Origin of the sequence: Streptomyces sp. NBC_00370 (assembly GCF_036084755.1) — a bacterium.
Taxonomy (GTDB): domain Bacteria; phylum Actinomycetota; class Actinomycetes; order Streptomycetales; family Streptomycetaceae; genus Streptomyces.
Window position 1 is genome coordinate 7,804,630 of the sequence record NZ_CP107968.1, and the last position, 13,833, is coordinate 7,818,462.

Below are 13,833 nucleotides of genomic sequence, written 5' to 3' on the forward strand. Positions count from 1 at the left end.
GCAGGGGTGTGCAACGTGATGACGATCGGAGCCGACGAAGACCCGGTAGTGGTCGTCGGGATGGCGTGCCGCTATCCGGGCGGCGTGCGCTCCCCCGAGGAGCTGTGGGATCTGGTCCTGGCGGACCGCGACGCGATCTCCGGCTTCCCGGCGGACCGCGGCTGGGACCTGGACGCGCTCGCCGGTGAAGGACCCGGCCGCAGCGTGACGCACGAAGGCGGATTCCTGCACGAGGCCGCCGAGTTCGACGCCGGGTTCTTCGGCATGTCGCCCCGCGAGGCGGTGTCGACCGACCCGCAGCAGCGGCTGGTGCTGGAGACGTCCTGGGAGGCCGTGGAACGGGCCGGTATCGACCCGCTGTCGCTGCGCGGGACCCGTACCGGTGTCTTCGTCGGCACCAACGGCCAGGACTACGCCACCGTCACCCAGCGCTCGCCGCAGGACCTCGCGGGCCATGCCATGACCGGCCTCTCACCGAGCGTCGCCTCCGGGCGGCTCGCCTACACCCTCGGGCTCGAAGGACCGGCGATCACGCTGGACACCGCTTCGTCCTCCTCGCTGGTGGCCCTGCACTGGGCCGCGCGCTCGCTGCGTTCGGGGGAGTGCTCGATGGCCCTGGCCGGCGGTGTCACCGTGATGTCGACGCCGGTGGGCTTCGTCGGCTACTCGCGGCAGGGCGGCCTCGCCCCCGACGGCCGGTGCAAGGTGTTCTCCGACGACGCGGACGGCACCGCCTGGGCCGAGGGCGTGGGCATCGTCGTACTGGAACGCCTGTCCGACGCCCGGGCCAACGGACACCCGGTCCTCGCCGTCGTCCGCGGCTCGGCGACCAACCAGGACGGCGCGTCGAACGGACTGACGTCCCCGAGCGGCCGGGCCCAGGAGCGGGTGATCCGCGACGCCCTCGCCGACGCGGGCCTGTCCACGGCCGACGTCGACGTGGTGGAGGCACACGGCACCGGCACCAAGCTCGGTGACCCGATCGAGGCACAGGCGCTGCTGGACACGTACGGCCAAGGCCGCAGCCCTGAACGGCCGTTGTGGCTCGGCTCCCTCAAGTCGAACATCGGGCACGCCCAGGCCGCCGCCGGCGTCGGGGGCGTCATCAAGATGGTGATGGCCGTCCGGCACGGGCTGATGCCCCGCACCCTGCACGTGAACAAGCGCACCACCGAGGTGGATTGGTCCGACGGCGCGGTGGAACTGCTGACCGAGCCCGTCCTGTGGACCGAGGACGGGCGGCCACGCAGGGCCGGTGTGTCGTCCTTCGGCATCAGCGGCACCAACGCCCACCTGATCGTCGAACAGGCCCCGGCGACCGATGAACCGGCCCCGGACCTCCCGGGTTCGCAGGCGGCCCCACCCGCCCGCGAACCCGGGACCGCGCCCACCGTCGTGCCCTGGCTCGTCTCGGCCAAGACCGAGGCGGCCCTCGACGCCCAACTGGCCCGCCTCACCTCCTTCGTGGACGACCGGCCCGAACTCAGCCCGGTGGACGTCGGGTTCTCGCTGGCCACGAGCCGGTCGGCGCTGCGCCACCGGGCCGTCCTGCTCACCACCCCCGCGCCGCGCCGTACTCGCGGCGAGGAGCCGCACATGAGTGAAGCGGCCCGTGGCGTGGCGGGCGACGGCGTCACCGCGGTGCTCTTCCCCGGCCAGGGCAGCCAGCGGCTCGGGATGGGACGTGAACTGTACGAGCGCTTCCCGGCGTTCGCCGAAGCGCTGGACGCGGTCGCGTCCGAACTCGACACCCACCTCGACCGCCCCCTGCGCGACGTCATGTGGGGCGACGACCCGCACCTGCTGGACGAGACCGGCTGGACCCAGCCCGCGCTGTTCGCCGTCGAGGTGGCGCTGTTCCGCCTCGTGGAGTCGCTGGGGGTACGGCCCGCCGTCGTGGGCGGCCACTCGATCGGTGAGATCGCGGCGGCGCACGTCGCCGGGGTGTTCTCGCTGCCGGACGCGTGTGCGCTGGTCGCCGCGCGCGGCAGGCTGATGCAGGCGCTGCCGGCCGGCGGTGCGATGGTCGCGGTGCAGGCCACCGAGGACGAAGTCGTGCCGCTGCTCTCCGAGCGGGTGTCGGTCGCCGCCGTCAACGGTCCCACCTCGGTGGTCGTCTCCGGCGACGAGGACACGGTCCTGGAGATCGCCGCACACTTCACCGGGCTCGGCCGCAAGACGAACCGGCTGTCGGTGTCGCACGCCTTCCACTCCCCGCTGATGGACCCGATGCTGGCGGACTTCCGGCAGGCCGTGACGGAGCTGGCCCTCCACGAGCCGGCCGTGCCCGTGCTCTCGAACCTCACCGGCCGACCGGCCACCGACGAACTGAGCACCCCCGAGTACTGGGTCCGGCACGTACGGCACGCGGTCCGCTTCGCCGACGGCATCATGGCGCTGCCCGCCGAGAACGTGGACGTCCTGCTGGAACTGGGGCCCGGCGCCGTCCTGTCCGCGATGGCGCGGGACAGCCTCGGCGACGCCGCAAGGCCGGTGACCGTCGTCCCCGCCCTGCGCAAGGACACCCCTGAGGAAACCGCCCTGGTCACCGCGGTGGGCCGACTGCACACCGCCGGAGTCCCCGTCGACTGGCGCGCCTTCTTCGCCGGTACCGGCGCCCGGCGGGTCGAGCTGCCGACGTACGCCTTCCAGCGCGAGCGCTTCTGGCCCGCCCCGCCCGGCCAAGGCACCCCCGGCGGTGCCTCAGGGACCGGCGGCACCGGACACCCGCTGCTGGGCGCCACCCTGGAACTCGCCGACGGCGAGGGGCTGGTGTTCACCGGCATTCTCTCGGCGCGGTCCTGCGCCTGGCTGGCCGACCACACGATCGCCGGACGGATCCTGCTGCCGGGCACGGCCCTCCTGGACATGATCGTCCGCGCGGCCGACGAGGTCGGCTGCGACCGGATCGAGCGGCTGGTCCTCGCCGAACCCCTCGTCCTGCCGGAACACGGCACGGTACGGATCCAGATACGCGTCAGTGCGCCGGACGGCATCGGCTGGCGCGTCGTCACCGTCCACGGCAGGACGGAAGGCGCGGTCGACGAGCCGTGGACGGAGCACGCCACCGGTGTGCTGACCCCCGGCGCCGACGACACCGCGCGGGACCACGAGCCGGACCACGCCCCTGACGCCGCCGACTGGCCGCCGCACGGCGCGGTCCCGGTGGACCTGGAAGACCACTACGAGCGGCTGGCCGACAACGGGTTCGACTACGGTCCGGTCTTCCGCGGGCTGCGGGCGCTGTGGCGGAGCGGCGACGAGATCTACGCCGAGGCCGCCCTGCCCTCCGGGGTGCCGGACGCCGAGTCGTACGGTCTGCACCCCGCCCTGCTCGAAGCGGCACGGCACGCGGCCATGACGGACGGCGCAGGGAGCCTGCCGCTCTGCTGGGAAGGCGTGTCCCTGCACGCCTTCGGCGCCACGGCGCTGCGCATCCGGCTCAGCCCGCGCGACGACGGCGCGCTGTCGTTGGCTGCCGCCGACGTCCGCGGCAACCCCGTGCTCTCCGTCGAGGCCCTGCGAGGACGCCCGCTGTCGCAGGAGGAGCAGGCCACCGCCCTGCGCGAGGCCCACACCCGTACCGGCACAGCGACACGGGCCGAAGGACGAAGGGCCCCCCGGCCGCCGGCCGCGAAGCCGGGCTCTGCGGGCGGCGCCGCGCCCACACCGGTGAAGCTGCTGGAAGGCATGCCGGAGAGCAAGCGGGTGCGCCATCTGCTGGACCTGGTGCGGACGGAGGCGGCGGCCGTGCTCGGCCACGGCAGCCCGGACGCCATCGGCGCCCAACAAGTCTTCAAGGAAATGGGTTTCGACTCACTCGCCGGGGTGGAACTCCGCGACCGGCTGGGCACCCTCACCGGCCGACAGCTCCCCAGCACGCTCGTATTCAACTTCCCGACACCGATTCTGGTCGCCGAATATCTGTCGGCCGAACTCACCGCCCCGGCGGCGACAGGTTCGCCGGACGACGAACTCACCCGGTTCGAGGCCGTCATGAAATCGGTGCCGGCTGACGGTTCCGAACGCCAGGTGATCGCGGACCGCCTGGAGAAAATCGTTTCCACGCTACGACAATCCACGCCACTCGCCATGCACTCCGCCGGCGAGGACATCGAGACGGTGTCGGTCGACAGACTGCTCGACATCATCGATGAAGAGTTCGAAACCACATAACCACTTGTTGCTTTCGTTCGCGACCCGATGATGAGGACGGACCGGTGCCAGAAGACCAGCAGGACAAAGTCGTCGACTACTTGAGGCGGGTCACCTCGGATCTCCGCCGCGCGCGTCAGCGCATCGGCGAACTCGAACTCAAGAACAACGAGCCCATCGCCATCGTGGGAATGAGCTGCCGGCTCCCCGGCGGTGTGCGCTCCCCGGAGGCCCTGTGGGATCTCGTCGATTCCGGTGGTGACGCCATTTCCGGCTTCCCCGCCGACCGCGGCTGGAATCTTGAGCGGCTCACCGGCGACGGAGAAGGCAGCAGCGCCACCCACGAAGGCGGATTCCTCTACGAGGCAGCCGAATTCGACGCCGGATTCTTCGGTATATCGCCGCGCGAGGCCATCGCCATGGACCCGCAGCAGCGGCTGCTGCTCGAAGTGTCGTGGGAAGCCCTCGAACGGTCCGGGATCGCCCCCGACTCGCTGCGCGGCAGCCAGGCCGGCGTGTTCGTCGGCGCCTACCACTGGGGACAGCCGACGGCCGGTACGGCGGGGGAACTCCAGGGCCACGCGCTGACCGGCACGGCGGCCAGTGTGCTCTCGGGCCGGCTCGCCTACACCCTCGGACTCGAAGGCCCCGCCATCACGGTGGACACGGCCTGCTCCTCCTCACTGGTCGCGCTGCACGTCGCCGCGCAGTCCCTGCGGGGCGGGGAGTCCTCGCTCGCCGTCATCGGCGGTGTCACGGTCCTCTCGGAGCCCTCCGTCTTCGTGGAGTTCAGCAAGCAGGGCGGACTGGCGCCCGACGGCCGCTGCAAGGCGTTCTCCGACGAGGCGAACGGTACGGGCTGGGGCGAGGGCGTCGGCGTACTCGTCGCCGAACGGCTCTCCGACGCCCGGCGCAACGGCCACCAGGTGCTGGCCGTCCTGCGCGGCTCCGCCGTCAACCAGGACGGTGCGTCCAACGGCCTGACCGCGCCCAACGGTCCCTCGCAGGAGCGGGTGGTCCGCCAGGCGCTGGCCAACGCCGGTCTGTCGGCTGCGGACGTGGACGCGGTGGAGGCGCACGGCACCGGCACCAGGCTCGGTGACCCGATCGAGGCGCAGGCCCTGCTCGCGACATACGGCCAGGAACGCGACCAGGACAGCCCGTTGTGGCTGGGCTCGCTCAAGTCGAACATCGGGCACACCCAGGCTGCCGCCGGTGTCGCCGGGGTCATCAAGATGGTGATGGCGCTGCGGAACGGGGTGCTGCCCCGGACGTTGCACGCGGAGTCGCCGTCGTCGCATGTGGATTGGTCGTCGGGTGCGGTGCGTCTGTTGTCGGAGGCGGTGGAGTGGCCCGAGACGGGTCGGCCGCGCCGTGCGGCGGTGTCGTCGTTCGGCATCAGCGGCACCAACGCGCACGCGCTGCTCGAAGAGGCCCCGGCCGCCGAGGAGGCGGAGCCGTCCGCCGAGCCGCCTGTCGAGCCCGCCGCCGTGGCGGGGGGCGTGGTGCCGTGGGTGGTGTCGGGCCGTGGCCGCTCCGCCGTACGGGACCAGGCGACGGCGCTCGTCTCCCGGGCGGAGGCCGCGGCGAGCCCGCTCGACGTGGGCTTCTCGCTCGTCTCGTCCCGGTCGGTCTTCGACCACCGTGCCGTGCTGGTCGGCGAGGGCAGCGACGAACTGCTGACCGGGGCAAGGGCGTTGGGTGCAGGGGAGTCCTGGGCAGGTCTGGTCGAAGGTGTGGCCGATGTGGAGGGGAAGACGGTGTTCGTCTTCCCGGGGCAGGGGTCGCAGTGGGTGGGGATGGGGGCTCGGTTGCTGGACGAGTCGCCGGTGTTCGCGGAGCGGATCGGTGAATGTGCGGCCGCGTTGGCCGAGTTCACCGATTGGTCGTTGGTGGATGTGTTGCGGGATGTGGAGGGCGCTCCGTCGCTGGAGCGGGTGGATGTGGTGCAGCCTGCTTCCTTCTCGGTGATGGTGTCGCTGGCCGCGCTGTGGCGCTCGCACGGCGTGGAGCCGGACGCCGTGGTGGGTCATTCCCAGGGTGAGATCGCCGCTGCGGTGGCATGTGGCGCGCTGTCGTTGGAGGACGGTGCGCGGGTGGTGGCGTTGCGGAGTCAGGCGATCGGTCGGCGGCTGGCTGGGCGTGGCGGGATGATGTCCGTCGCGTTGCCGGTGGCGGAGGTGGAGGGTCGGCTGGAGTCGTGGTCGGGTCGGGTGTCGGTGGCCGCGGTGAACGGGCCGCGTTCGGTGGTGGTTTCGGGTGAGCCCGAGGCGCTGGACGAGCTGTCGGCCGAGCTGACGGGCGAAGAGGTCCGGGTGCGTCGGGTGGCGGTGGATTACGCCTCGCATTCCGTGCAGGTGGAGGATCTGCGTGACGAACTCCTGGACGTGCTGGGCCCGGTGCGGCCGCGTGTCTCGGAGGTGCCGTTCTTCTCCACGGTGACCGGCGAGTGGCTGGATACGGAGGAGATGGATGCCGGGTACTGGTTCCGCAACTTGCGGCAGCGGGTCAGGTTCGCCGATGCGGTCCTGGACCTGCTGGACGGTGGACATCGTGCCTTCGTCGAGGTGAGTTCGCATCCGGTGCTGACGATGTCGGTGCAGGACATGATTGACGATTCCGGTGAACCTGCTGTGGCGACGGGGACGTTGCGTCGTGACACGGGTGGTGTGTCGAGGTTCTTGTTGTCGGCCGCCGAGGTGTTCGTGCGGGGTGTCGATGTCGACTGGGCGGGTGTGTTCGCGGGCACCGGCGCCCGGCGTGTGGACCTGCCGACCTACGCCTTCCAGCACGAGCGCTTCTGGAACATCCCCGACGTGCTCGACCAGGTCGCCGAAATCGATCCCCTGGACGCGGAGTTCTGGGCGGCGGTGGAGCAGGAGGATCTGTCCGCGCTGTCCTCGACGCTGCGTACGGACGAGGGTTCGGTGGCCGCTGTGCTGCCGGCGCTGTCGTCCTGGCGCAGGTCGCGTCACGACCGCTCGACCGTCGACTCCTGGCGCTACCGCGTCTCCTGGTCACCCGTCGGCAACGTCCCCCAGGCACGGCTGTCCGGGACGTGGCTCGTGGTGTCGGCCGAAGGGACCGACGACGCGGAGGTCGTTGACCTGCTGAGCGGGTCGGGTGCCGATGACGTACGCCGGTTGGTGCTGGACGAGTCGTATGTCGACCGTGGGGCCCTCCGTGAGCGGCTGGCGGAGACCGGCGAGATCGCCGGGATCGTCTCCGTACTCGCTCGCGCCGAGGAGCCGGGGCAGCGATACCCGGGTCTGTCGCTCGGTCTGGCCCTCACCGTCTCGCTGGTCCAGGCCCTCGGCGACACGGAGAGCGGGGCGCCGTTGTGGTTCCTCACGCAAGGCGCCCTCTCCACCGGCCGTTCCGACGAGATCACCGCTCCCGCACAGGCGCAGGTGGCCGGTGTGGGCTGGACCACGGCGCTGGAGCATCCGCAGCGCTGGGGCGGTGTGATCGACCTGCCGCCGGTCCTCGACCAGCGGGCCGCCTCGCGGCTCGTCTCCGCCCTCGCGGGCGCACTGGGCGAGGAGGACCAACTCGCCATCCGCGCCTCGGGCGTGCTGACCCGCCGTATCGTCCGCGCGGGCGCCGGACGCAAGGCGTCGTCCCGCGACTGGAAGCCGCGCGGCACCACCCTGGTCACCGGCGGCTCCGGCACCCTCGCCCCCGGGCTCGCCCGCTGGCTGGCCGGACAGGGTGCGGAGCATCTGGTACTGGTGAGCCGCCGGGGCATCGAAGCTCCCGGCGCCCCTGAACTCGTCGCCGAACTGGCCGAGTTGGGCACGGAGGCGACCGTCGCCGCCTGTGACGTCACCGACCGGGACGCCGTGGCCGCGCTGCTGGCGCAGCTCAAGGCCGACGGACACACGGTCCGTACGGTCGTCCACACCGCAGCCGTGATCGAGCTGTACTCGCTGGCCGAGACCAGCATGGAGTCCTTCTCCGACGTCGTGCACGCGAAGGTCGCCGGTGCCCGGCACCTGGACGAGCTGTTGGACGACGAGGCGCTGGACGACTTCATCCTCTACTCGTCCACGGCCGGCATGTGGGGGAGCGGTCATCACGCCGCGTACGTGGCGGGCAACGCCTTCCTCTCCGCGCTCGCCACCCAGCGCCGCGCCCGTGGTCTGCGCACCACGTCGGTGCACTGGGGGAAGTGGCCCGACGACATCGAGCGCGAGCTGGCCGACCCGCACCAGATCCGTCGCAGTGGCCTCCAGTACCTGGACCCCGAGCTGGCATTGAGCGGCCTCAAGCGGGTCCTGGACGACGACGAGACCGTCATCGGTCTCACCGACGTCGACTGGGACACGTACTACCCCGTCTTCACCTCCGGCCGCCCCACCCGCCTCTTCGACGAGGTGCCCGAGGTGCGGCGCCAGCTGACCGCGGGCACCGAACAGGCGGCCGCAGGACCGGAGATGAGTGATCTCGCGGTGCGGCTGCGTGAGCTGACCGCCCCCGAGCAGGAGCGGCTGCTACTCAATCTCGTCCGTACGGAGGCGGCAGCCGTCCTCGGCCACGCCTCCGCGGACGCGTTCCCCGAGCGGCGCGCCTTCCGGGACATCGGCTTCGACTCGGTCACCGCCGTCGACCTGCGCAACCGGCTCGTGGCCGCCACCGGTCTCCCGCTGCCTTCGACCATGGTCTTCGACTACCCCAGCCCCGCCGTGCTGGCCGGCTTCCTGCGGTCCCGCGCCGTGGGTGACGCACCGCCGGCACAGGACGCGACCGTGTCCGCCGCCGGCACCGAAGCGGACGACGAGCCGATCGCCATCATCGCCATGAGCTGCCGCTATCCCGGCGGCGCCCGCTCTCCCGAGGAGCTGATGCGGCTGGCCGTCGACGGCGCCGACGTCATCTCGGAGTTCCCCGCCGACCGGGGCTGGGACGCCGAAGGACTGTACGACCCCGACCCCGACCGGCAGGGAACGACCTACTCGGTCAGGGGCGGATTCCTGCACGAGGCCGCCGAGTTCGACCCCGGCTTCTTCGGCATCTCGCCGCGTGAGGCGGTCGCCATGGACCCGCAGCAGCGGCTGCTGCTGGAGACCTCCTGGGAGACCTTCGAGCGCGCCGGGATCGACCCGGACTCGCTGCGCGGCTCCACCGCCGGTACGTTCATCGGCGCCAGTTACCAGGACTACTCGTCGAGCGTGCAGAACGGCTCCGAGGGCTCCGAGGTGCACATGGTCACCGGCACGGCGGCCAGCGTGCTGTCGGGCCGGGTCTCCTACCTCTTCGGGTTCGAGGGGCCCGCCGTCACGGTCGACACGGCCTGCTCGTCCTCGCTGGTCGCGATGCATCTGGCCTGCCAGTCGCTGCGCAGCGGGGAGAGTTCGCTTGCCCTTGCCGGCGGTGTCGCCGTCATGGCCACCCCGCATGCCTTCGTCGGCTTCAGCAGGCAGCGGGCGCTCGCGCTGGACGGTCGCTGCAAGCCGTTCTCCGAGGCCGCCGACGGTATGACGCTGGCGGAAGGCGTCGGTGTCGTCCTGCTGGAGCGCCTTTCGGACGCGCGGCGCAACGGGCACCGGGTGCTCGCCGTGGTGCGCGGCTCGGCGATCAACCAGGACGGCGCTTCCAACGGCCTGACCGCGCCCAACGGGCCTTCGCAGCAGCGGGTGATCCGGCAGGCGCTGGCCAACGCCGGTCTGTCGGCCGCGGACGTGGACGCGGTCGAGGCACACGGCACCGGTACCAAGCTCGGTGACCCGATCGAGGCGCAGGCGCTGCTGGCGACGTACGGCCAGGGCCGCGACCCCGAGTACCCGCTGTGGCTGGGCTCGCTCAAGTCGAACATCGGACACACCCAGGCTGCCGCCGGTGTCGCCGGGGTCATCAAGATGGTGATGTCCCTGCGCGACGCGGTACTGCCCCGCACCCTCCACGCCGGCACCCCCTCGTCGCACGTCGACTGGACGGCCGGCGGGGTGGAACTGCTGCACGAGCAGACCCGCTGGCCGGACGCGGGACGCCCGAGGCGCGCCGGAGTCTCGTCGTTCGGGATCAGCGGCACCAACGCGCATCTCATCCTGGAACAGGCCCCCGCCGCCGAGGAGTCCGTCGATCCCGAGCCGGACGGGACGACGCCCGACGACGCCGGACAGGACGCGGCGCCCGAAGGCGTCCTGCCCTGGCTGATCTCGGCGAAGTCCGACGCCGCGCTGCGCGAGCAGGCGGCCCGGCTGCTCGCCCACACCGAAGCGGAGCCCGGCCTGTCGGCCGCCCGGGTGGGCTGGTCGCTCGCGACCGGCAGGTCCGCCTTCGCGCACCGCGCCGTGGTGCTGGGCGAGACCGGGGACGACTTCCGGCGCTCGCTGAACGCGCTGGCCACCGGGGCGGGTTCGGCCGGACTTGTGTCCGGTGTCGCCGACGAAGGAGCGGCCGGCGGACCGGTGTTCGTCTTCCCCGGCCAGGGCTCCCAGTGGTGGGGGATGGGCCGCGACCTGCTCGCGGACTCCGCCGTGTTCCGGGAGACCGTGGACGCCTGCGCCGAAGCGCTGGCCCCGTACATCGACTGGTCGCTGCACGACGTGCTGTCCGGTGAGGCGGACCCCGCACTGCTCGAACGGGTGGACGTGGTCCAGCCCGCCCTGTTCTCCATGATGGTCGCGCTGGCCGCGCTCTGGCGCTCCTACGGCGTCGAGCCCGCTGCCGTCGTCGGCCACTCGCAGGGTGAGATCGCCGCCGCTTATGTGGCAGGCGCGCTGACCCTCGACGACGCTGCGGCTGTCGTCGCCCTGCGCAGTCAGGCCCTGCCCCGGCTCTCCGGGCTCGGCGGCATGATGTCGGTGGCCGCCCCGGTCGAGCGGGTCGAGGAGCTGCTGGCCCCCTGGGCGGAACTCCTCTCCGTGGCGGCGGTCAACGGCCCTTCGTCGGTCGTCGTGTCCGGCGACGCCGGGGCGCTGGACGAACTCCTCGCCGCGTGCAAGGAGCAGGACGTGCGCGCCCGCAAGGTCTCGGTGGACTACGCCTCCCACGGTTCGCACGTCGAAGCGGTACGGGACGAACTGTCCCGGGTGCTCGCCGGCGTCCGGTCCACACCCCCCACGGTGCCGTTCTACTCGACGGTGACGGGCGGCCGGCTGGAGACGGCCGCGTTCGACGGCGACTACTGGTACACCAACCTGCGGCAGACCGTACGGATGGAGGAGGCGACCCGCGCCCTGCTCGCTGACGGGCACCGCGTCTTCATCGAGGCGAGCCCGCATCCGGTACTGGCGGGAGCCGTCCAGGAGACCCAGGAAGCGGTCGAGGAGGCCGCCGGTTCCGCGGTGGTCCTCGGGTCGCTGCGCCGCGACGAGGGCGACACCCGGCGCTTCCTCGCCTCCCTCGCCGAGGCGTATGTGCACGGGACACCGGTCGACTGGCGCAAGGCCTTTCCCGCCGACGGGGCCGCCCCGGTGGAGCTGCCGACGTACGCCTTCCAGCGCCGGCGCTACTGGCCGGAGCTGAAGCCCGCCCGGACCGGCGCAACCGGCGCCGGAACCGGCGGCGAGGCCGACTCGGCGTTCTGGCGGCTCGTCGAGAACGAGGACCTGGAGTCCCTCGCCGACGAACTCGGCGTCGGTGCCGACGGCGAGCGCTCCTCGCTCGGCGCCGTACTGCCCACGCTCTCCGCCTGGCGCGCCAAGTCGCGGGAGCGGTCCCTGGTCAACGAGTGGCGCTACCGCGTCGAGTGGGCCCGGCTGGGCGAACCGGCCGCCGCCCCCACGGCGGGCCGCCGGCTCGTGGTCGTCCCGGCGGGCAGCGCCGACGACCCGTGGATCGCCGCCGTGCTCGCCGAACTCGGCCCGGAAACCGTGCTGTTCGAGGCATCGGCCGACGGCGCGGACCGCGCCGTCTGGGCCAAGCGGCTCGCCGAACTGACCTCGGAAGGAACCGAGTTCGCCGGAGTGCTGTCGCTGCTGGCCCCCGCCGAGGAGCGGCACCCGGACTTCGGCTCCGTGCCCTGCGGTCTCGCTCTCACCCTCATCCTCGTCCAGGCCTTGGGTGACGCGGGACTCGACGCACCGCTGTGGTGCGCCACCCGTGGCGCCGTCTCCGTCGGCCGCGACGACCGGCTGACCAGCCCGGTCCAGGGCGCGTTGTGGGGCCTCGGCCGGGTGGTCGCACTGGAGCACCCGGACCGCTGGGGCGGTCTGGTCGACCTGCCGGAGACGCTGGACGCACGGGCCGGGGCGCGGCTGACCGCCGTACTGGCCGGACTCGACGGCGAGGACCAGGTCGCGATACGCGGCTCGGGCCTCTACGGACGGCGCATGACGCACGCGGCGCCCGCTGTCACCACGCCCGAACGCCCCTGGCGTGGCCGGGGCACGGCACTGATCACCGGCGGTACCGGCGGTATCGGCGGCCGGGTCGCCCGCTGGATGGCCGAAAGCGGCGCCGCCCATCTCGTACTGACCAGCAGGCGCGGCGAAGAGGCGCCCGGCGCGGCCGAACTCCGCTCCGAACTGGAGGAGTTGGGCGCGAAGGTCACCATCACTGCCTGCGACGCCGCAGACCGTACGGCGCTGGCGGGCGTCATCGGGGCGATCCCCGCCGACCTGCCGCTGACCTCCGTGTTCCACTCGGCGGGAGTGGCGGACGGCGACAACAGCGTGGCAACACTGACGCTGCGTCAGCTCGACGCGCTGATGCGGTCGAAGCTGACCGCCGCGCTGCATCTGCACGAACTGACGCGCGGCCTCGACCTGGACGCCTTCGTACTGTTCTCCTCGGGCGCCGCCGTCTGGGGCAGTGGCGGCCAGCCCGGCTACGCGGCGGCCAACGCGTTCCTCGACGCGCTGGCCGAGCACCGCAGGGCCGAAGGGCTGACCGGCTCGTCCGTCGCCTGGGGCACCTGGGCCGAGGTCGGCATGGCCACGGACGCCGAGGTGGGCGAAAGGCTGCGGCGGCAGGGCGTACGGGCGATGGAACCCGCGCTGGCCCTCGCGGCGCTCCAGCGGATGCTGGAGGACGACGACACGGCCCTGACCGTGGCGTCGATGGACTGGGAGGTGTTCACCCCCAGCTTCACAGCGACCAGGCCCAGCCCCTTGCTGGCTGTCATACCGGAGGCCGGCCAGGCGCTGGCCACCGACAACGGCCTGCCCGCGGACGACACGGAGACCGGCGTACCGCCGCTGCGGCAGCGGCTCGACGCACTGCCCACGGCGGAGCGCGCCCGCGCCCTGCTCGAAGCGGTACGCGCCGAAGCAGCTGCGACCCTCGGCCACGAAGGGGCCGACGCCGTCGCGGCGAACCGCGCCTTCCGCGACGTCGGCTTCGACTCCGTGACCGCCGTCGAACTGCGCAACCGGCTGCGGACCGGCCTCGGCCTGCCCCTGCCGGCCGCCCTGGTCTTCGACCACCCGACCCCGGACGCGCTCGCGCGCCATCTCGGCCCGCTCATCTTCGGGGCCGTACCCGGACAGGACACCGGCACGACCGACGACCCGGATGCGCGTGTGCGCGACGTGCTCGCATCCGTCCCGATCAGCCGACTCCGCAAAGCGGGCCTGCTGGACATGGTGTTGAAGCTCGCCACCGCCGACGACGCCGAGGCCACCGGCCCGGCCGCCGACGGCGGAGGCGACTCGCTCGACGACATGGACGCGGAAAGCCTGCTGCGGCTCGCCACCGAGAACTCGGCGAACTGAAAGAGATCTGGAGAGAGCG

2 protein-coding genes are annotated in these 13,833 nt (G+C 72.3%); both read left to right on the plus strand.

What is annotated here, in order from left to right:
- Window positions 1-15: 15 nt before the first annotated feature.
- Window positions 16-4,176, plus strand: a complete 4,161-nt coding sequence (locus tag OHS57_RS34370; protein ID WP_328585229.1) for a type I polyketide synthase — start codon at window positions 16-18, stop codon at window positions 4,174-4,176.
- Entirely contained in the window at window positions 4,173-13,814 is a 9,642-nt protein-coding gene (locus OHS57_RS34375; RefSeq protein WP_443043118.1) for a type I polyketide synthase, read from the plus strand. Before OHS57_RS34370 ends, OHS57_RS34375 begins: the two co-directional genes overlap by 4 nt.
- Window positions 13,815-13,833: the final 19 nt, after the last annotated feature.